Raw genomic sequence first — 18926 nt, 5'->3', positions numbered from 1 at the left:
CTTGCTGTCGTGCCGAGCAACACGCGAAGTCCGCGCATTGCATCAAGTATGAACCACGCGGGGCGCTGCGTTATTGCCCCTTCTTCGGGCACCACGTGGGTGACACGTCGCGAATTCGCGTGACGTTGCGGGCGGGCGCGGCCAACATGTGCCGTCGTGCCTGCGTGCACCGGACTTCCGCCTTGTCAGCGCCCGCTCTGACCTGCGACGACCGCGTACCGGCACGCCTCGAGGTCCACACGCATTGTGACGATTCTTACCCGTTGGAACTGCTAAACGGTGCGCCTCACCGGCATCTGGATCACCACGCCGCCACCACAATCGACCGCGTAGTGGGCAAGCCAGCGACCGACCGAACCGCCGGCCTCGATGAAGTGCGTCCACTTGCTCACCGCGGCGGTGGCGGCGGGGTAACTGGAAAACCGTCCGAGCGACACATCGCGCCCGTCGTCACCGACCAACTCGTAACTCGTGTAGTCGCGCACCCGGTGCTCGACGATCGTCAGCGTGGTGTCGTTGACTTCCTTGCTCCACACCGCTCGCGATTGTGCTTCGGCCTTACGGCCGGCAAGGGTCGCTACGGCTTCGAATGCGAGGTCTTCGTAGACGGCCTCGGCCAACCTTTCGACGGACATTTCTGCAGCTCCTTCGCGTTGAAAAGGCGGCCGGCCTATGCGATGAGTATGGACCTGCAAACGGCTGCGTGGGGATTTAGAACAGGCGTGTCGCCATGGTGTAGTGGGATCGTGACTATTGTTACCAAAATGCAATCTTCGGGCGCCGGCGATCGCCGCTCGGTGCAGCATTGGTAAACGGCACCCGGCCAGCCAGTCGCCCCGCTCTGGATGGCCTTGCAGCGGCCGCCCGAGTCCACTAATTCGCTTGCGGCAGAGCGGTTTTGGCTGCTAACGCCAGCTGGCCGGCAGATCGATGACGTGATTGGGGCAGAAGTCCTGGGTCGCCAGCGCGATCACGTTTCGCGCGTCGCCGGCCGTCATCTGACCGCGCAACACCATGAAGGCATATTCGGCGGGCTGATAGCCCAAGTCGTGGCCGGCGGGATCGTCCATCAGCGCACACGCCTGTTGTTCCTGATTCGCGTTCGCGTCAGCGGTGGCACTGCCCCACACCGACGCCATGCACAGCACGACGCCGGCGCCGATTGCGGCGACGATCCTCATTGATTTCTCGCCGTCATCAATCGCTCAACATATTTGGCGATCACGTCGACTTCCAGGTTCACCTCGGTGCCGACCGGGGCCGCGCCCAGGGTGGTCAGTTCCCGGGTGGTCGGGATCAGTGAGACCTCGAACCAGTCGCGCGGTTGCGTGCCGAGCCCGGAAACCGTCAACGAAATCCCGTCGACGGTGATCGACCCCTTCTCCACGACATAGCGGGCCACCGCCGCGGGAATCTCGATCCGCACCACTTCCCAGTGTTCCGACGGCGTGCGGGCCACCACCTGGCCGGTGCCGTCGACATGCCCCTGCACGATGTGCCCGCCGAGCCGGCTGTTGACCGCGGCGGCCCGCTCCAGGTTGACCCGCTTGCCGACGTGCAGAGCGCCCAGGTTGGACCGGTCCAGCGTCTCGGCCATCACGTCGGCGGTGAATTGGCCGTCGGCGAGCAACTCGACGACCGTCAGGCACACGCCGTTGACGGCGATCGAATCGCCGTGGCCGGCGTCGGCCGTGACCACGGGCCCGCGGATGGTCAGGCGGGCGGCGTCGGCAAGCACGTCACGGCCGGTGACCTCTCCGAGTTCCTCGACAATTCCGGTGAACATTCCACCAGGTTAATTCGCCGGTGCTTTGCCTGGTGAGCGCCCACGACCGACACGCGAAACGCCCTCGTCGCGGGCCCGGGGACACCCCGCGTTCGGCAGTCCGCTCACCCCGCTCCTCTACGATGCACGGTATGCAGACACGCCGCCGTCTCACGGCCGTCCTCGCTTCCCTGACCCTCGCCACCGCCGTAATCGCGGGCTGCTCGTCGGGTTCGAAGCCCAGCGGCGCCCCGTTGCCCGACGCCACGACTCTGGTCAAGCAGTCCGCCGAAGTCACCAAGACCGTCAAGAGCGTGCACCTGGTGCTGTCGACGCAGGGCAAGATTCCCGGCTTGCCGATCAAGCAGCTCACCGGCGACCTGACCACCGTCCCGAGCACCGCCGCGTCGGGTAATGCGCAGCTGTCGATGGCGGGCTCCGACATCGACGCCAACTTCGTCGTCTACGACTCGGTGCTGTACGCCACGCTCACCCCGAACAAGTGGAGCGACTTCGGCAAGGCCTCCGACGTCTACGACGTCTCGGTGCTGCTGAGCCCCGACAGCGGTCTGGCCAACGTGCTGGCGAACTTCACCAACGCCAAGGCCGAGGACCGCGAGACGATCAACGGCCAGACCACGATCAAGATCAGCGGAAATGTCGCCCCGGATGCGGTGAACAAAGTCATCCCCAGCATGAGCGCGAGCCAGCCGCTACCGGCCACCGTTTGGATTCAGGAAAGCGGTGACCATCAGCTGGTCCAGGCCAACCTGCAGAAGAGCCAGGGCAATTCGGTCCAGATCACGCTGTCGGACTGGGGCAAGCCGGTCACCGTCACCAAGCCTCCGGTGAGCTGATGAGCATGCGAGCAGGACGCGGAATCGCGATCAGCGCGGGCAGCCTCGCCGTACTGCTGGGCGCGCTGGACGCCTACGTCGTCGTCACGATCATGCGCGACATCATGAGCGACGTTCACATCCCGATCAATCAACTGCAGCGCATCACCTGGATCATCACGATGTACCTGCTGGGCTACATCGCCGCGATGCCGCTACTGGGGCGCGCGTCCGATCGCTTCGGCCGCAAGCTGGTGCTGCAGATCAGCCTGGCGCTGTTCATCGTCGGCTCGGTGATCACCGCGCTGGCCGGTCATTGGGGCGATTTTCACCTGCTGATCGCCGGCCGCACCGTCCAGGGCATCGCCAGCGGTGCCCTGTTGCCGGTCACGCTGGCCCTGGGCGCCGATCTGTGGGCGCAGCGCAACCGCGCCAGCGTGCTGGGCGGTATCGGTGCCGCCCAGGAGCTCGGCAGCGTGCTGGGTCCGTTGTACGGAATCTTCATCGTCTGGGTGTTTCACCAGTGGCAGTACGTCTTCTGGATCAACGTGCCGCTGACCCTGCTCGCCATGATCGCGATCCAATTCAGCCTGCCCTCACACCAGCGCGCCGAGGAGCCGGAAAAGGTCGACGTCGTCGGCGGTATGCTGCTGGCCGTCGCGCTGGGCCTGGCGGTCATCGGGCTGTACAACCCGGCGCCCGACGGCAAGACGATCCTGCCCAGCTACGGCTTGCCGCTGGTGATCGGTGCGGTGGTGGTCGGGGTGGTGTTCATCCTGTGGGAGCGCTTCTCCCGCACCCGGCTGATCGAACCCGCCGGGGTGCACTTCCGGCCGTTCCTGGCCGCGCTGGGCGCGTCGGTGGCCGCCGGTGCGGCGCTGATGGTGACCCTGGTCAACGTCGAGCTGTTCGGCCAGGGCGTGCTGCAAATGTCGCAGACACAGGCCGCCGGCCTGCTGCTGTGGTTCCTGATCGCGCTGCCGATCGGGGCGGTGCTGGGCGGATTCATCGCAACCCGGATCGGCGACCGGGCGATGACCTTCATCGGGCTCCTGATCGCGGCCTACGGCTATTGGCTGATTCACTACTGGCGCATGGACGTGATGACCCAGCATCACGACATCTTCGGGGTCAGCCTGCCGCTGATTCACACCGACCTGCTGGTGGCCGGTCTGGGACTCGGCCTGGTGATCGGGCCGCTGACCTCGGCCGCGCTGCGGGTGGTGCCATCGGCCCAGCACGGCATCGCGTCGGCAGCGGTGGTGGTGGCCCGGATGACGGGCATGCTGATCGGCGTCGCGGCGCTCAGCGCCTGGGGGCTGTACCGGTTCAACCAGATCATCGCCGGACTGACGGCGCAGATCCCGCCCGACGCGTCGCTGCTGCAGCGAATCGCGGCCCAAGCCACCTTGTATCTGAAGGCGTTCGCGCTGATGTACGGCGACATCTTCGCGGCCACCGTCGTCATCTGTGTGGTGGGCGCATTATTGGGCCTGCTACTCGGCAGCCGCAAGGAGCACGCCGAGGAGCCGGAAGTCGCCGAGCCCGAGCCAGTCGCGCTGGGCGAGCGCTAACTGCGCGGCTCGCCGCGCTGCGGCACCAGGCTGAGCAGCAGATCCGGGCCGATCCGGTCGGCGCCGTCGAAGCGCCACCGTAACGCCCGCGCGATGGTGGGCACCCCGACGTCGCCGACGGCGGTAATGGGTCCACCCAGCAGCATCGGGGCGACGTAGGTCAGGATCCGGTCGATCGCCTCTACCCGCAGGAAGGCGCTCGCCAGGGTGGGACCGCCCTCCAGCAGCACGTCGGTGCGGTCCGAGAGCGCCTTGAGCACCTCCAGCGGATCACGGGTTCGAATCACCATGGTACGCGAATCATCGTTGAGAACCTTTGCCTCGGAATGTATTTCGCGCATACCGACCACGACGCGCAGCGGCTGCTTGGCTGCCAGCGAGCCGTCCGGCAGCCGGGCGGTCAACGCTGGATCGTCGGCCAGGACGGTGCCGGTCCCGACGACGATCGCGTCGGCGGCGGCGCGGCGGCGGTGCAGGTCCAAGCGGGCGGCCTCGCTGGAAATCCACCGGCTGGTCCCGTCGGCGGCCGCACTGCGGCCATCCAGGCTGCTGGCGTACTTCCAGGTCACATGCGGCAATCCGGTCCGCTGCTTGTGCAGCCACTCGCGCAGCGGCCCGCCGGCGACCTCGTCGGCCAGCACACCGGACGTCACCTGCACGCCCGCTTCCCGCAGCCGCGCCGCGCCGCCCGCGGCGATCTCGTTCGGATCGGTGACGGCGTACACGACGGTGCGCACGCCGGCGTCGATCAGCGCGTTCACGCAGGGCGGCGTCTTGCCGTAGTGATTGCAGGGCTCCAGCGTGACCACCGCGGTGCCACCGGCCGCCAGGGCGCCGGCCCGGCGCAGCGCCAGCACCTCGGCGTGGTCGCCACCGGCCGGCTCGGTGCCGCCGACGCCGACAATGTGACCGCCGGCATCCAGAATCACCGCTCCGACCGGAGGATTGGGATAGCTGCCACCCTTGACCAGATACGACTGTTCGATCGCCAAACGCATTGCGGCGTCCAGGCTTTCGACAGGCTGGCCACTCACAGCCGTAGATGCGGCGACGCGGCGCCGGCTTGGCGTCGCAGCGCCTCGATCGCACCCACGGGATCCTGCGCGCCGTAGACCGCGGAACCGGCGACAAAGCAGTCGACCCCGGCCTCGGCGGCCTGTTCGATCGTGTCGGCATTGATGCCGCCGTCGATCTCGACCAGGATCGTCAACTCCCCCGCGTCCACCATCTTGCGCACGATGCGGACCTTGCTCAGCACCTCGGGGATGAAGCTCTGGCCGCCGAAGCCCGGCTCGACCGACATGATCAGCAAGGTGTCGAACTGCGGCAGGATTTCCAGGTACGGCTCCAGCGGCGTGCCCGGCTTGACGCTGATTCCGGCCTTAGCGCCCGCGGCCCGGATATCGCGCGCCACGCCGATCGGGTTGTCGGTGGCCTCGGCATGGAAGGTCACGTTGTAGGCGCCGGCCTCGGCGTACGGCGGCGCCCACCGGTCCGGGTCGTCGATCATCAAGTGGCAGTCCATCGGAATGCGCGTGGCGGCCAGCAGGCTCTCCACCACCGGCAGACCGATCGTCAGGTTGGGCACGAAATGGTTGTCCATCACATCGACGTGCAGCCAGTCGGCACCGACCACGGCCGCCGCCTCGTCGGCGAGCCGGGCGAAATCGGCGGCCAGGATCGACGGAGCTATCAGGGGTCCAGCGGTGCTGCCAGCCATGTGCGCCAGACTACTGAGGGTGCCGAAGGTGGCGCAGCGCGGCGTTACCCCGCTACGCGACGCAGCGCTGCGGCGAACATCGCGTCGGTGCCGTGCCGGTGCGGCCACAGCTGGACGTGCGGCCCTTGCGCAGACGGGGGGCCCGCCTCGACGGGCTCGAACAACGGCCGGGTATCCAGGGCCTGCACCGGATGACGGCGCAGTGCGTCGGCCACCACCCCTACGGTTTCGGCCAGATGCGGCGAGCAGGTCGAATAGAGCACCACGCCGCCGGGGCGGGTCAGCGCGATCGCGGCGGCCAGCAGTTCGCGCTGCAGCTTGGCCAGCGCCGGCACATCGGCCGGCTGCCGGCGCCAACGGGCCTCGGGCCGGCGGCGCAGCGCGCCCAGCCCGGTGCACGGCACGTCGACGAGCACCCGGTCGAAGCCGGGCTCGAGGCCACTGTTGCGACCGTCGACCCGCAGCACGTCGACGTCGAGCCCGCGGGTGTTCTCGACGACGAGGTCCGCGCGACCCGACGACGGCTCGACCGCCGTAACCCGGGCGCCGTGCTCGACGGCCAGGGCGGCCAGCAGCGCGGTCTTGCCGCCGGGGCCGGCGCACAGATCGAGCCAGCGCCCGGCGTCGTCGTCGACCGGCGCCAGCGTCAGCGCGCGGGCCACCAATTGGCTGCCCTCGTCCTGAACCAGCGCTTGCGCGTCGCGCACCGGCGCCAGCTGCCCGGGGTCGCCACCCGGCAGGTACACCGCGTACGGCGAGTAGCGGCCGACGGTGCCGCCGACCGATTCGGCCAGTTCCGCCGCGCCGAGCACGCCAGGGCGCGCGGCCAGGTGTACCTGGGGCCGTGCGTCGTCGCTGGCAAGAACCGCCTCGAGTTCACCGGCGTCGGCGCCCAGTGCGTCGGCGAACGCCTGGGCGATCCAGCGCGGGTGTGCGTGCACGAACGCGGCGTGGCCGACCGGATCACGTGCCGGGTCGGGGGCCAGCTCGTCCACCCAGGACTTCTCGTCTCGCCGGGAGATTGTCCGCAACACCCCATTAACGAAACCGGCTCGCGCCGAATCAAATTCGATCCCAGCCTGTTCGACGGTGGTCGACACCGCGGCGTGCGCGTCGACCCGGGTGCGCAACAATTGGTAAGTACCCATCCGCAGCAGGTCGAGCAGCACCGGGTCGATCGCCTCCGACGGACGGCCGGCGGCGGCGCCGATGACCGCGTCGAGCAGGCCGCGGGTGCGGCAGGTGCCGTAGGTCAGCTCGGTGGCGAACGCCGCGTCGCGTCCGGTGATGCCGCGCTCGCGCAGCAATGCGGGCAGGGCCAGGTTCGCGTAGGCGTCACGCTCGCTGACGGCTCGCAACACCTGAAAGGTGGCCGCCCGGGCCGGATCCAGGGGCTTGCGCCTGTTGGGCGGCCGGCCCTGTTTCGGTGCTGGGCTCATGAGGCCCGCGCGGCGGCGTCGAGGCGGGCACCGCGCGCCCAGTCGACGGCGTTCATGAGTTTCTTGCCGGGCGGCTGAAGCTGGCCCAGCCGCACCGGTTCCGAGCCGGTGCCGACCCACACGTTCTTGCGGTCCACGTGAATGACGCCGGGGGGCAACGACTCTGGAGCGTCTGTGTCGATCTGCACCGGTCCCAGTTTGATCCGCAGGTCGCCGATCATCGTCCAGGCCCCCGGGTTGGGTGTGACGGCGCGGATCCGGCGCTCGACCACCGCGGCCGGCAGATCCCAGCGCACCCGGGCTTCCTCGACAGTGATCTTCGGCGCGATGCTGACGCCGTCGGAAGGTTGCGGTTGCGGGGTGAGCGTCCCGTCGGCAATGCCGTCCAGCGTGGCCGACAGCAGGGCCGCACCCGAAATTGCAAGTCGCGCAAGCAGATCGCCCGAGGTATCCGTCGGCCGAATCGTCTCGGTCACGACGCCGTACACCGGTCCGGAGTCCAGGCTGGGTTCGATTTGAAACGTCGTCGCCCCGGTGATCGCGTCCCCCGCGGCGATCGCGGCCTGGACGGGCGCCGCACCGCGCCAGGCCGGCAGCAACGAAAAGTGCAGGTTCACCCAGCCGTGCGCGGGCACCGCGAGCAGGCCGTCGCGCAGCAGCGCGCCGTAGGCCACCACCGGGCAGCACTCCGGGGCGAACTCCGACAGTTCGGCGACGAACTCCGGCGAGTTCGGGCGCTGCGGGCGCAGCACGGGAATGCCGTGGTCGATCGCCTCGCGGGCCACCGGTGACGCCTCCGGCTTGGCGCGCCGCCCAGCCGCGGCGTCGGGCCGGGTCAGCACGGCAACGACCTCGTGACGGGGCGACTCGATGAGGCGACGCAGCGCGGGCAGCGCGGGTTCGGGGGTGCCGGCGAAGACGAGACGCACCCGGACAGTCTAAGAACCGCTGTCCGCCCCGTTACTGGCGGACAGATGATTGCGTATGCATACTGTTTCTAGCGGACATGATCACGGCGGCAAACGCCGCCGACGACAACGACGTCGGGTGCGCAGCTTTGTTCCCAACACCCAGGAGGACTGATGACTCTCGACGTGAACATCCCGGAAGACCTTGCGGCCACCCATCGCGCCATCTGGGCGCTGGGCGACTATGCCTTGATGGCCGAGGAGGTGATGGCTCCGCTGGGCCCGATTCTGGTCGCTGCCACCGGTATTGGCCCCGGTACCCGGGTGCTCGACGTCGCGGCGGGCTCGGGCAATATCTCGCTTCCCGCCGCCAAAACCGGTGCCACCGTCGTGTCCACCGATCTCACCCCGGAACTGCTGGCGCGGTCCCGAACTCGGGCCGCGGCGCAAGGGCTGACGCTGGACTACCGGGAGGCCAACGCGCATGCGCTGCCGTTCGGCGACGGCGAATTCGACGTCGTGATGTCGGCGATCGGCGTGCAATTCGCACCCAACCACCGGCTGGCGGCCGGGGAATTGGCCCGAGTCTGCCGCCCCGGCGGAACGATCGGCGTCATCAGCTGGACCCCGCAAGGTTTCTTCGGCCGGATGCTGGCGACGATCCGGCCCTACCGCCCGAGTCTCTCGCCGGCCGTCGCTCCGGCCGCCCTGTGGGGACGCGAAAGCTATGTCACCGGATTGCTCAGCGAACAAATCCGTCGTGTCGCAGCGGTGCGGGGCATGTTGGAGGTCAACCGATTCGACTGTGCCACAGCCGTTCACGAGTACTTCAAGAACCACTACGGTCCGACGATCGAGGCCTACGCCAACATCGGCGGCAATCGGGTGCTGTCCGCCGAGCTGGATGCACAACTGATCGAACTGGCCGAGGAACATCTGGCCGACGGCACGATGCGGTGGGAATACCTACTCTTCACCGCCGAAAAGGCTTGAGGCCCTTCATAGGTCGATGTCCAGGTTGGCGTCGGGCTCTCCGCCGGCCGCGGTGAAGGCCGTGAGGGCCCGCACCAGCCCGTGCCGCTCGGCCGCCGGCATCTTCTCGACAATGGCGGCGATTTCGGCACGCCGGTAGGCGGTGACTTGACGCACCACGTCGCGACCGCGCTTGGTCAGTGCGGCGATCAGCTCACGTCGAGACGTGGGGTGCGGCAGACGGTCGATCAGTCCGGCGGCGACGAGCCGGTCGACCATGCGTCCGGTGGCCGACGGTTGCACGCCCAGCAGGTTGGCCAGCGTGGCCAGGTTGACCGGACCCCGGTTGGAGAGGATCACCAGGGTGCGGAACTGCGCGATGGTGATGTTCTCGTCGACCTGCGCGATTGACCGGGCCGACATGCTGACCAGCAACCGCGACGCGGTGAGCAACGCGTCGGTGATCACGTCCAGCGACTCGCCGGCTTCCATCGTGTGTTCCGTGGACATCGTGGCTCCCCTTTTCTGGGCCCTTTCCAGGCCGTTTGGCAGGCCTTCGGTAAGACCGTTGACAGCCTACGAATGCCGTAGGAAGGAACTATTGCTTATGAATACTATCGCTACGGTAAGCGATTGGCCCAGCCGACCGGAGAACTTCGACCGTGAACCAGGAACACGACATGTTTGCTGGCAACGCGGCAAGGTAGGGCTAACCAATTTGCGGCGGGTCGATCTGCACCCGCGCCGGTTCGTGTGATTGCCGGGCGCTGAGCACGCCGACACCGCGCCGCAGGCTGGCAGCCAACTCCAGACCCTGCTCGCGGCGGACGCGCACCAGCATCCTGATCACCGGGACGCCGGGCGGTGTGCCCGGTGGCCGGCGCACCCCGGGCGGCAGGTCGACCGGTCCGAGTTGCTCTGCGCCATAAGGCAATTCGGCCTCATCAAGCAATGCGGCCACGGCGTCGGCGCTGCCGTCGATGGCCGCCATATGCACACTGGGCGGCAGGCCGACCTCACTGCGTGCCGTCAGCTCGGCGTCCGCGTGGCCCACCGGATCCCAGCGAATCAGCGATTGCACTGTGGGAATGGAGGATTCGGCGATCACCGTCACCACGCCGCCGTCGCCGCGGGGCCGCACCAGCGCCGCCGCACTCATCCAGCGCCACAGCGCATCCTCGGCGGCGCGCAGATCCTGCCGGCCCAGCAGCGCCCAGGTGTCCAGCAGCAGCGCCGCCCCGTACCCACCGTCCGCCCGGGGTTCGGCGCCCGGTGTCGCGACCACCAGCGCCGGATGGGCGGCGACCTCGGCCACGATCGCGTCGCCCGACGAGGTGATGACCTGCGTGCCGGCAAAGGCGCGGCCCAGCTCCTCGGCGGTGCGCCGGGCCCCGACCACCACGGCGCGGACCGACTCCGACCCGCACCGGGCACACCGCAGTGCCGGCTCGGCGCGTCCGCACCACCGGCACACCGCCCTGGGTCCGCGCTCCTGCACCGACCCGGCTAGTGAGAGAGGCCCGGTGCAATGCCGGCACCGGGCTATGGTGCGGCACCTTCCGCAGGCCAGCGACGGCACATACCCCCGGCGCGGCACCTGGATCAGCACCGGCGCCCCCGCCTGAAGCGACGACTGTGCGGCGCGCAGCGCGATGGACGGAATCCGCGCGGTGCGCGCCGCCGGGTCGCGTTCGTCGGCGTACCCGGTGTCGTCCAGAGCGACCACCCGCGGCGTGCGGGCCCGCACCACCGCCCGCGTCGCGACGATGTCGTGGGCCCAGCCACTGCGCACCAGGGCCTGAGCCTCGGCGGTGCGGGCGTAGCCGCCGATCAGCGCGGCGCATCGCGCCTGATGCGCACGCAGCATCGCGACCTCGCGGGCATGGGGATACGGCGCCCGCGGCTCGGCCAGGCTGTCGTCGGCGTCGGACCAGACCATGACCAGCCCCAGGTCGTTCAGCGGCGCGAAAACCGCACTGCGCGTGCCGATCACCAGCCGCGCCTTACCCCGCAAAGCCGCCAGCCAGCGCCGGTAGCGCGCCGCCGGTCCCAGGCCCGCGGACAGCGCGACCACCCTGTCCTCGTCGATCCGGGTGGTCGCGGCCAGCCACAGCGCGTCCAGATCCCGCTGATCGGGCACGATCGCCAGCGCCGCGCGGCCGCTGCGGACCGTCTGCGCGGCCGCCTCGGCGAACCGGTCCGCCCACTGCTCCCCCGGCAGCGCCTGCCACACGGCACGCGCCGCTCGCACCTCGGCCAGCGCGGTCAGGAACTGATCGCCGCTTCCGTACACCGCCCAGCAGGACGGGTCGACGGGGGCCACGACCGGCGGCGGCCCGATCGCCGTGGGCTCCCGCTCCACTCTGGCGTGCCGGGCCGGGATGGCCAGCCGCAACACGTCCGGGCGGGTCCCGGCGTAACGCGCCGCGACGGCGTCGACCAGGCGGCGGATCTCCGGGGTGAGCACGGGTTCGGGGGACACGACCCGATCGAGCCAGCCCAGTTTGCCGACGTGGTCGGTGTCGTTGCGGCGCTCCAGCACGAACCCGTCGACCAGGCGGCCGTGGAACCGGACCCGCACTCGAACCCCCGGCTGGGCATCGTCGGACTGCTCGGCCGAGACCAGGTAATCGAACTCGCGATCCAGGTGCGGTACCGACAGCATCGGCAGGACCCGGGCGATCGGTTCGGTTTGGAGGGGTGTGCGCGCGGTGTTCATCGCGTGCTCGAGTCACCAAAAGTGTTGTCAACCACCATTTTTACCGTCCGTGGCCACACCGTAGCGGCGACCACCGACAGTCAGCCCTCGACAGGCTCGCGGTCATTGTCAGAGGCGGCAACGTCGCGACCGAAGAAGAATCCCGCCGTGATCAGGATCAGGGCCGCGGCGTACAGCCACCAGATCGGCACTGCCAGCGCCTCATTGCCCAGAATGAACCGGCCGATCGCGATCATCGCGTCCGATGCCATGAAGCACGCCGCCCCCACCGCCACCCAGATCGTCGGCAGCCGGGCCGCTATCGCGGTGCACGCCATCGCGGTCAGCACGACCACGTACACCGTCACCGGGATCGTCAAGTTCTCCGCACCCAGGTGCGGCCAGAACCACACCAGCAGGGCGATCGCCGTCACGCACAGCACCGCCATCACCGCGATGCGAGTTCGCGTCAGCGACTCTTTGACCACCAACGGCGCCAGCGCACCCATGATGCACAGGTGCGCGCACAGAAATGCCGCCAGCCCCAGCACAAATGACATCGTCCACCACGGGATCGCCAGTAACCAGTCGCCGGTAGCGCTGAGCAGCATCGCCGGCATCAGCCAGCGCCGCTCGCTGACGATGGGATGCGCGAATGCGGCCCCGGTCAGCAACACAGCCATCAACGCCTTGAACGGCGGCTGCAGCACCCAATGCCCGGTGAGTACGGTTCCCGGCGGCGACTGCACCGCGACCACGGTCAGGAACACGCCGTAGCCGATGGCCGCCCAGCAGGCCGCCACCCAGCAGCCGGCCAGCACGCGGGGTGCGTACGGTACCTCCATGCCCAGCTTTGACAAAGCCGACGAGAAACCTCCTATCGACCCCATCTTGCTGAAGGTACTCGACGCGGTTCCGTTCCGGCTATCCACCGACGACGGCATCGAGGCTGCGCGCCAGCGGTTCCGCGATCTGCCGCGCCGGCCGGTGCACCCCGAATTGCGCGTCGAGGACCGCACCATCGACGGCTCGGCCGGCGCTATCGCCATCAGAATCTATTGGCCGCCAACCGATTCGGGTGACGCCCTGTTGCCGGTCGTCGTCTACTTCCACGGCGGCGGGTTCGTGATCGGCGACCTGGACACCCACGACGGCACCGCCCGCGAGCATGCGGTGGGCGCCGACGCGATCGTGGTGTCCGTCGATTACCGGCTGGCTCCCGAGCACCCGTATCCCGCTGCCGTCCAAGACGCTTGGGCCGCAACGCGGTGGGTCGCCGAGCACGGCGCCGAGCTGGGTGCCGACACCGCCCGGCTGGCCGTTGCCGGGGATTCGGCGGGCGGCAACATCGCCGCGGCGGTTGCCCAGCGGACCCGCGACGAAGGCGGACCGTCGATTGCCTTCCAGCTGTTGTGGTACCCGTCGGTGATGTGGGACCAGTCGCTGCCGTCGTTTGCCGAAAACGCGACCGCTCCGATTCTCGACACCAGGGCCATCGCACAGTTCTCTCGTTGGTACGCAGGCGATCTCGACCTGTCCAATCCGCCGGTGGGCATGGCGCCGGGGCGGGCGAAGAATCTGGCCGGCCTGCCACCGGCCTATATCGGCGTCGCCGGCTACGACCCGCTACGCGACGACGGCATCACCTACGGCAAGGCGTTGGCCGCCGCGGGCGTACCCGCCGAGGTGCACAACGCCGAGACGATGGTGCACGGCTACCTCGGCTACGCGGGCGTGGTTCCCGCCGCCACGGCCGGGTCGGATCGGGGGCTCGCGGCATTAAGGAATGCGCTGTACAGGTGAACAACAGGCGTACGGTGGACGAATGACTGAGCCCGCCGCCCGGCCTGAGATCGACCCGACGTTCAAAGCGCTGCTCGATCTGTTCCCGACGACGTTCAACGCGGACGACGGTGTCGAGCTCGCGCGCGAGCGGCTCAAGATGCTCAAGGTGCCGCCGGAATTGCTGCCCGACCTGCGCATTGAAGACCGAACGATCGGCCACGGCGAGCACAGCGACATCGCGGTCCGGATCTATTGGCCGCCCACCCCGGCCGAGACATCCCCCGTCGTCGTCTTCTTCCATGGCGGCGGCTTTTGTCTGGGCGACCTGGACACTCACGACCACGTCGCCCGCGCGCACGCGGTCGGCGCCGAGGCCATCGTCGTGTCGGTGGACTACCGGCTCGCCCCGGAGCATCCGTATCCCGCCGGGGTCAACGACGCCTGGGCCGCGCTCCAGTGGGTCGGCGCGCACGCCGGCGAACTGGGCGGCGACCCGAGTCGTATCGCGGTGGCCGGGGATTCGGCGGGCGGCAACCTCGCGGCGGTCCTGGCGGTGCTGGCCCGTGACAACGCCGGGCCGCAGCTGGTGTTCCAGTTGCTGTGGTATCCGGTGGTAACCGCCGATCTTTCGCTGCCGTCGCACACCGAGAACGCCTTCGCGCCCATCCTGGACCGCGAGGTGATCGAGGCCTTCCTGGCCTGGTATCTGCCCCCGGAGATCGACGTCACCGACCCGACGGTGCTGCCGGCCACCCTCGCGCCGGCCAACGCCGACCTGTCGGGTTTGCCGCCGGCCTTCATCGGCACCGCCGAACACGACCCGCTGCGCGACGACGGTGCGCGCTACGCCGAGATGCTCAATGCCGCGGGCGTGGCGGCGGAGTTGAGCAACGAGCCGACCCTGGTGCACGGCTTCGTCAACTTCGCCCCGGTGATCCCCGCGGCCGCCGCGGCGACCGACCGTGGGTTGACGGCGCTACGGAAGGCGCTGTACCCCTAGCAGATGCAGCCCGACTACCACACCGTGATCGTCGGAGCCGGATTCTCCGGCATCGGCGCCGCGATCAAGCTCGACAAGGCCGGACTCTCTGATTACCTCGTGATCGAAGCAGGCGACGGGGTCGGCGGCACCTGGCACTGGAACACCTATCCCGGTATCGGCGTGGATATTCCGTCGTTCTCCTACCAGTACTCCTTCGAACAGAGCCGGCATTGGTCGCGCACCTATGCGCCGGGCCGGGAGCTGAAGGCCTACGCCGACCACTGCGTCGACAAATACGGCATCAGATCGCGGATCCGGTTGAACACCAAGGTGATTTCCGCGGAGTTCGACGACGAGCGGGCGCTGTGGCGCGTGCAGACCGATCCGGGCGGCGTGGTCACCGCCAGGTTCCTGATCAGCGCCAGCGGCGTGCTGACCGTACCGAACCTGCCCGACATCGACGGCGTGGACTCCTTCGACGGCATCACCATGCACACCGCACGCTGGGATCACGGCACGGACCTGACCGGCAAGCGCGTCGCGGTCATCGGGACCGGCGCCTCGGCCGTGCAGATCATCCCGGAGATCGCGCCAATTGTCGACCAGCTCACCGTATTTCAGCGCACACCAATCTGGTGCTTCCCCAAGTTCGACGTTCCGCTGCCCGCGCCGGTGCGCGCCGCGATGCGGATTCCGGGCGGTAAGGTCGCCCAGCGGCTGCTCAGTCAGGCGTTCGTCGAGCTGACCTTCACGATCGCCGCCCAGTACTTCACGCTGGTTCCGCTGGCCAAGCCGATGGGCGACGCCGGTCGCCGATATCTGCGTCAACAGGTCGACGACCCCCGGGTGCGCGACCAGCTCACCCCGCGATACGCGGTCGGATGCAAACGACCGGGCTTCCACAACGAATATCTGGCCACGTTCAACCGTGACAACGTGCGGCTGGTCACCGAGCCGATCGACAAGATCACGCCGGGGGCGGTCGCCACCACCGACGGCGAGAATCACGAGATCGACGTGCTGGTGCTGGCGACCGGTTTCAAGGTGATGGACGCCGACAACATGCCGACCTTCTCGATCACTGGCAGCGGCGGCATCACGCTGACCGAGTTCTGGGACTCCCACCGGCTGCAGGCGTATGAGGGCGTCAGCGTGCCGGGCTTCCCGAATATGTTCAGCGTCATGGGCCCCTACGGTTACGTCGGCTCTTCGTATTTCGCGCTGATCGAGACGCAGACCCACCACATCGTGCGATGCCTCAGTCGGGCCCGGCGCACCGGCGCGACACGCGTCGAGGTGACCGAAGCGGCCAACAGCCGCTACTTCGACGAGATGATGCGCAAGCGGCACCGCCAGATCTTCTGGCAGGACAGCTGCCGACTGGCCAACAGCTACTACTTCGACAAGAACGGTGACGTGCCGCTGCGTCCGGCCACCACGGTGGAGGCGTACTGGCGCAGCCGTCGCTTCGACCTGGACGACTATCGATTCACCGGCGCTGCCGCGCCGCACGGGCTCTAGAGAATCGCGTCCGCGAGCAGATCGACCTGCTCGAGCCCCTCGGTCGTCGGGTGGAACAGCAGCCGGTCGAAGCCGAGGTCCCGGTATCGACTGACGGTCTCGCGGGCGTCGGCCGCGGAGCAGACCATATCGGCGACATTGACTTGTGCGTATTCCGGGACAAATCCGTAGTAGCGAGCCAAGTGGTCCCGGCCCGCTGCGACGGTCTCGGCCGGCCCGAGTCCGAAGTTCACCGATGCCTGCAGGTAGGGTCGCGCCGGCCGGCCGGCGGCCTGCCAACCGGCGCGGATTTGCTCCACCAACTGCGCCTGGACGTCGTAGTGGCGCACAGCGCCCGCCGCCCACCCGTCACCGGTGTCGATCACCCGCCGCACCGTAGCCGCCGACCGGCCGCCGAACAGCAGCGGAATCCGCACGGGCGCAGGGCATAACGCGGTGTCGTCGGCAACCGGTTCGCCGGCCCACAGGCTGCGCAGCCGCTCGACCTGCCAGTCGAGGATTCGGCCACGCCGGTGGAAGTCGGCACCCGTGCCGACGTACTCGTCCGCCCGGTTGCCCACACCCAATCCGGCGACGAGCCGACCGCCGGATATCCGGGCCAGGCCGCCGAGTTGCTTGGCCAGCAAGACGACCGGATACATCGGGGCCAGTAGCACATTGGTCACCAGAGTCAGTTGCTTCGTAGCTCCGGCCGCGGCGGCCAGTGCGATCAGCGAGTCGACGCTCGGATAGAACAACCGGTCGATCGTCGTGACGGATTCGAAGCCAACCTCTTCGCTGCGGCGTGCCCATTGGACGATGGCGGGTCCGGATACGTCGGCGACGTGGTTCGGCAGGCCGATTCCCAGTTTCACAGCACATCCTCCGCGTTGATATCGGCGTTGACGGCGGCCAGCATCCGGCAGTAGTGGCCCTCACGTTCGGCGTAGCGCACCGCACGGGCGGCTTCGACGACGACCTCACGGGTGTGGGACCGCTCGGACAGCGCGGCCATGATTTCCGCGATGAACTCGTCGGCGTCGATTGCATCGTCGCTGCGAATACTGTCCATCTCCGTGCGCACTCGCGGTGGAGCGATCTCGATGACATGAATACCGCTTTCGCGCAACAGGATTCGCAACGATTCGGTATACGAGTGCAGGCCTGCCTTGGTGGCGCTGTAGGTCGGCGCGATGGCCAGCGGGACGAAGGCCAGTGCCGAGGTGATATTCACGATCGTGGCGTCGGGCTGGCGCCGCAAAGTCGGCAGCAGCCGTGCGGTCAACATGATCGGGCCCAGCAGGTTGGTGGCGACGACCGCCGTCGACACCGCCGGATCGAGGGTGTCGGGGCTTTCCAGCGCCATCACCCCCGCATTGTTGACCAGCACGTTGAGATCGGGCCACCGGCGCTCGACCGTCGCGACGAGCTCGCGGACGGACTCGGTGTCGGTGACGTCCAGCGGATGCCACTCGATACCCGGATACGACTCGGCGACCGCACGTAACGCGGCGGTCCGCCGGCCCGCGATCACCACCCGGTTGCCGCGCCCCGACAACGCGATGGCCATGGCCCGGCCGATTCCGGTGCCGCCGCCGGTCACCAGGATCGTGTTACCGGTCAATTCCATTGGGGCGCCCCCTTTCTCGAACGATGTGCCCTTCATCGTCGGTGGCGACGCCGAGTTAAGCCAGAAAAGCCCCGTTCTACGTCAGAAATAGGCGCATAGTTCAGAAAATATGTAGTGTTTTCCTCATAATGCAGGCTCTTGACGCTCAAATTCTGCACTCGCTGCAGCTGTCACCGCGGGTGTCGTTCCGGCGCATCGCCGAGGTCGTGGGCACCGGTGAACAGACCGTCGCCCGCCGCTACCGCGCCCTGCGCCGCGACGGTGTGCTTCGCGTGATCGGCGTTATCAACCCTCGGGTGTACGGCGAATGCCAATGGGTGGTCCGGGTACACGCGAAACCCGACGACCTGATCCGGCTTGCCGACGCGTTGGTCCGCCGACCCGAGGTCACACACGTCAACGCGTTGTCAGGGGGCACCGAACTCGTCTGCGTTGTCCGCGCCCCCCTCGACAACTCCGAAGCGGGGCTGCTGCACCGCCTGCCTCGCACCTCGACCGTCCTGGATATGCGGGTCGATCTGGTACTCAACGTATTCGGCTCACCGATGTACGCGCACTGGACCGGCTACGGGCAGCTGTTGGACACCCAGCAGGTCCACGCGCTGCAGCCAGCGGACCGAACGCAGCCGGGTCAGCCCACCGGGCCAACGGCCGAGGATCAGCCCCTGCTGGATGCGCTGGCCGACGACGGCCGCATTTCCGACAGCACACTGGCCGCGCTCACCGGGTGGTCACCGGCCCGCGTCAAGCGACGGCTGCGCGCCCTGCAGGCCGGCGGCACCCTCTCCTACGATCTCGACATACTGCCGGAGCGGCTCGGATTCATGCTGAACGCGATCGTCTGGATATCGGTTGCCCCGTGCCACCTGGCGGTGGGGGCCGAGCAGATCGTGCGGCACGACGAGGTCGCCACGGTCGCCACGGTCAGCGGACCCGCCAACCTGATGGTCGTCGTGATCTGCCGCGGGCCGGCCCATCTGTACGACTACCTCGCGCAGCGTCTGGCCACCGTCGACCACATCCGGGCCTACGACGTCAGTGTCCGCAGCAAGCGGCTCAAGCAAGTCGGTTCACTGATCGCGCACGGCCGGTTGATCCGCGCCCGCTGAACGGGCGA

General features: G+C 68.4%; 19 protein-coding genes. 7 read left to right on the top strand and 12 right to left on the bottom strand.

Translation table 11 applies throughout. The annotated features are described in order from the left end of the window. Positions 1-272: 272 nt before the first annotated feature. The 3 genes from MAAFP003_RS10755 to MAAFP003_RS10745 form a co-directional block, all read right to left on the bottom strand. On the bottom strand, positions 273-635 hold the full coding sequence (locus tag MAAFP003_RS10755) for a hypothetical protein (RefSeq protein WP_096286772.1): 363 nt from the start codon (positions 633-635) through the stop codon (positions 273-275). Between the two features lie 270 nt (positions 636-905). Beyond that, positions 906-1181, bottom strand: coding sequence for a hypothetical protein (locus MAAFP003_RS10750; RefSeq protein WP_096286770.1), 276 nt, complete (start codon positions 1179-1181; stop codon positions 906-908). Next, positions 1178-1786, bottom strand: a complete 609-nt coding sequence (locus tag MAAFP003_RS10745; protein ID WP_096286768.1) for a riboflavin synthase — start codon at positions 1784-1786, stop codon at positions 1178-1180. Before MAAFP003_RS10745 ends, MAAFP003_RS10750 begins: the two co-directional genes overlap by 4 nt. A 131-nt stretch (positions 1787-1917) precedes the next feature. Here MAAFP003_RS10745 and MAAFP003_RS10740 point away from each other — a divergent pair, with 131 nt between their 5' ends. Together MAAFP003_RS10740 and MAAFP003_RS10735 are read left to right on the top strand one after the other, a co-directional pair. Continuing rightward, positions 1918-2622, top strand: a complete 705-nt coding sequence (locus MAAFP003_RS10740) for an LppX_LprAFG lipoprotein (protein WP_096291048.1) — start codon at positions 1918-1920, stop codon at positions 2620-2622. A gap of 5 nt (positions 2623-2627) precedes the next feature. Continuing rightward, the gene (locus tag MAAFP003_RS10735; RefSeq protein WP_096291047.1) at positions 2628-4175 is read left to right on the top strand and encodes an MFS transporter; all 1548 of its coding nucleotides are present in this window, start codon (positions 2628-2630) and stop codon (positions 4173-4175) included. On the opposite strand, the gene ribD is transcribed toward MAAFP003_RS10735, so the two are convergent. The 4 genes from ribD to fmt are packed head-to-tail and all read right to left on the bottom strand — an operon-like array spanning position 4172 to position 8263. Continuing rightward, positions 4172-5173 (bottom strand): bifunctional diaminohydroxyphosphoribosylaminopyrimidine deaminase/5-amino-6-(5-phosphoribosylamino)uracil reductase RibD, encoded by a 1002-nt coding sequence (ribD, locus tag MAAFP003_RS10730; RefSeq protein WP_423790891.1) that lies wholly within the window; start codon positions 5171-5173, stop codon positions 4172-4174. The genes MAAFP003_RS10735 and ribD overlap by 4 nt on opposite strands. Positions 5174-5205: 32 nt before the next feature. Further along, entirely contained in the window at positions 5206-5904 is a 699-nt protein-coding gene (gene rpe / locus MAAFP003_RS10725) for a ribulose-phosphate 3-epimerase (protein WP_096291046.1), read from the bottom strand. Positions 5905-5939: 35 nt separating this feature from the next. Beyond that, on the bottom strand, positions 5940-7334 hold the full coding sequence (locus tag MAAFP003_RS10720) for an RsmB/NOP family class I SAM-dependent RNA methyltransferase (protein ID WP_096286764.1): 1395 nt from the start codon (positions 7332-7334) through the stop codon (positions 5940-5942). Beyond that, positions 7331-8263, bottom strand: coding sequence for a methionyl-tRNA formyltransferase (gene fmt, locus MAAFP003_RS10715; protein ID WP_096286763.1), 933 nt, complete (start codon positions 8261-8263; stop codon positions 7331-7333). Before fmt ends, MAAFP003_RS10720 begins: the two co-directional genes overlap by 4 nt. A 153-nt stretch (positions 8264-8416) precedes the next feature. On the opposite strand from fmt, the gene MAAFP003_RS10710 reads away from it, so the two are divergent. Further along, positions 8417-9235 carry a class I SAM-dependent methyltransferase gene (locus MAAFP003_RS10710; protein ID WP_096286761.1) on the top strand — a complete coding sequence of 273 codons (819 nt, stop codon included), beginning with the start codon at positions 8417-8419 and terminating at the stop codon, positions 9233-9235. Between the two features lie 6 nt (positions 9236-9241). Here the strand turns inward: MAAFP003_RS10710 and MAAFP003_RS10705 are convergent, their stop codons facing one another. From MAAFP003_RS10705 to MAAFP003_RS10695, 3 genes are all read right to left on the bottom strand, one after another. Next, a complete protein-coding gene (locus MAAFP003_RS10705; RefSeq protein WP_096286759.1) occupies positions 9242-9724 on the bottom strand; it encodes a MarR family transcriptional regulator in 483 nt (160 codons plus the stop codon). Between the two features lie 199 nt (positions 9725-9923). After that, complete coding sequence (locus tag MAAFP003_RS10700; RefSeq protein ID WP_207768504.1) at positions 9924-11933, bottom strand: primosomal protein N'; 2010 nt, start codon at positions 11931-11933, stop codon at positions 9924-9926. A gap of 80 nt (positions 11934-12013) precedes the next feature. Continuing rightward, entirely contained in the window at positions 12014-12757 is a 744-nt protein-coding gene (locus tag MAAFP003_RS10695; RefSeq protein WP_096286757.1) for a lysoplasmalogenase, read from the bottom strand. On the opposite strand from MAAFP003_RS10695, the gene MAAFP003_RS10690 reads away from it, so the two are divergent. From MAAFP003_RS10690 to MAAFP003_RS10680, 3 genes are read left to right on the top strand one after another with little or no spacing between them, the layout of a single operon-like run. Further along, entirely contained in the window at positions 12756-13715 is a 960-nt protein-coding gene (locus tag MAAFP003_RS10690; RefSeq protein ID WP_096291044.1) for an alpha/beta hydrolase, read from the top strand. The genes MAAFP003_RS10695 and MAAFP003_RS10690 overlap by 2 nt on opposite strands. Positions 13716-13737: 22 nt before the next feature. Continuing rightward, the gene (locus tag MAAFP003_RS10685; protein WP_096286755.1) at positions 13738-14697 is read left to right on the top strand and encodes an alpha/beta hydrolase; all 960 of its coding nucleotides are present in this window, start codon (positions 13738-13740) and stop codon (positions 14695-14697) included. A gap of 3 nt (positions 14698-14700) precedes the next feature. After that, entirely contained in the window at positions 14701-16200 is a 1500-nt protein-coding gene (locus tag MAAFP003_RS10680) for a flavin-containing monooxygenase (RefSeq protein WP_096286753.1), read from the top strand. Here the strand turns inward: MAAFP003_RS10680 and MAAFP003_RS10675 are convergent. Next, positions 16197-17054 carry an LLM class flavin-dependent oxidoreductase gene (locus tag MAAFP003_RS10675; protein WP_096286751.1) on the bottom strand — a complete coding sequence of 286 codons (858 nt, stop codon included), beginning with the start codon at positions 17052-17054 and terminating at the stop codon, positions 16197-16199. The genes MAAFP003_RS10680 and MAAFP003_RS10675 overlap by 4 nt on opposite strands. Next, positions 17051-17809, bottom strand: a complete 759-nt coding sequence (locus MAAFP003_RS10670) for an SDR family oxidoreductase (protein WP_096286749.1) — start codon at positions 17807-17809, stop codon at positions 17051-17053. Before MAAFP003_RS10670 ends, MAAFP003_RS10675 begins: the two co-directional genes overlap by 4 nt. A gap of 128 nt (positions 17810-17937) precedes the next feature. On the opposite strand from MAAFP003_RS10670, the gene MAAFP003_RS10665 reads away from it, so the two are divergent. Further along, complete coding sequence (locus tag MAAFP003_RS10665; RefSeq protein WP_096286747.1) at positions 17938-18918, top strand: Lrp/AsnC family transcriptional regulator; 981 nt, start codon at positions 17938-17940, stop codon at positions 18916-18918. The last annotated feature ends 8 nt before the right edge of the window (positions 18919-18926 follow it).

It is taken from the genome of Mycobacterium ahvazicum, assembly GCF_900176255.2.
Taxonomy (GTDB): domain Bacteria; phylum Actinomycetota; class Actinomycetes; order Mycobacteriales; family Mycobacteriaceae; genus Mycobacterium; species Mycobacterium ahvazicum.
This window is presented reverse-complemented; position numbering and strand designations above follow the sequence as displayed.

Bases quoted from the DNA above. Each gene is read 5' to 3' on its own strand.
- MAAFP003_RS10670 (WP_096286749.1), bottom strand. From the start codon at position 17,809: ATGGAATTGACCGGTAACACGATCCTGGTGACCGGCGGCGGCACCGGA.
- MAAFP003_RS10680 (WP_096286753.1), top strand. From the start codon at position 14,701: ATGCAGCCCGACTACCACACCGTGATCGTCGGAGCCGGATTCTCCGGC.
- MAAFP003_RS10720 (WP_096286764.1), bottom strand. From the start codon at position 7,334: ATGAGCCCAGCACCGAAACAGGGCCGGCCGCCCAACAGGCGCAAGCCC.
- MAAFP003_RS10665 (WP_096286747.1), top strand. From the start codon at position 17,938: ATGCAGGCTCTTGACGCTCAAATTCTGCACTCGCTGCAGCTGTCACCG.
- MAAFP003_RS10740 (WP_096291048.1), top strand. From the start codon at position 1,918: ATGCAGACACGCCGCCGTCTCACGGCCGTCCTCGCTTCCCTGACCCTC.
- MAAFP003_RS10695 (WP_096286757.1), bottom strand. From the start codon at position 12,757: ATGGAGGTACCGTACGCACCCCGCGTGCTGGCCGGCTGCTGGGTGGCG.
- MAAFP003_RS10745 (WP_096286768.1), bottom strand. From the start codon at position 1,786: ATGTTCACCGGAATTGTCGAGGAACTCGGAGAGGTCACCGGCCGTGAC.
- MAAFP003_RS10705 (WP_096286759.1), bottom strand. From the start codon at position 9,724: ATGTCCACGGAACACACGATGGAAGCCGGCGAGTCGCTGGACGTGATC.
- MAAFP003_RS10755 (WP_096286772.1), bottom strand. From the start codon at position 635: ATGTCCGTCGAAAGGTTGGCCGAGGCCGTCTACGAAGACCTCGCATTC.
- MAAFP003_RS10690 (WP_096291044.1), top strand. From the start codon at position 12,756: ATGCCCAGCTTTGACAAAGCCGACGAGAAACCTCCTATCGACCCCATC.
- MAAFP003_RS10685 (WP_096286755.1), top strand. From the start codon at position 13,738: ATGACTGAGCCCGCCGCCCGGCCTGAGATCGACCCGACGTTCAAAGCG.
- MAAFP003_RS10710 (WP_096286761.1), top strand. From the start codon at position 8,417: ATGACTCTCGACGTGAACATCCCGGAAGACCTTGCGGCCACCCATCGC.
- ribD (WP_423790891.1), bottom strand. From the start codon at position 5,173: ATGCGTTTGGCGATCGAACAGTCGTATCTGGTCAAGGGTGGCAGCTAT.
- MAAFP003_RS10750 (WP_096286770.1), bottom strand. From the start codon at position 1,181: ATGAGGATCGTCGCCGCAATCGGCGCCGGCGTCGTGCTGTGCATGGCG.
- MAAFP003_RS10735 (WP_096291047.1), top strand. From the start codon at position 2,628: ATGCGAGCAGGACGCGGAATCGCGATCAGCGCGGGCAGCCTCGCCGTA.
- MAAFP003_RS10700 (WP_207768504.1), bottom strand. From the start codon at position 11,933: ATGAACACCGCGCGCACACCCCTCCAAACCGAACCGATCGCCCGGGTC.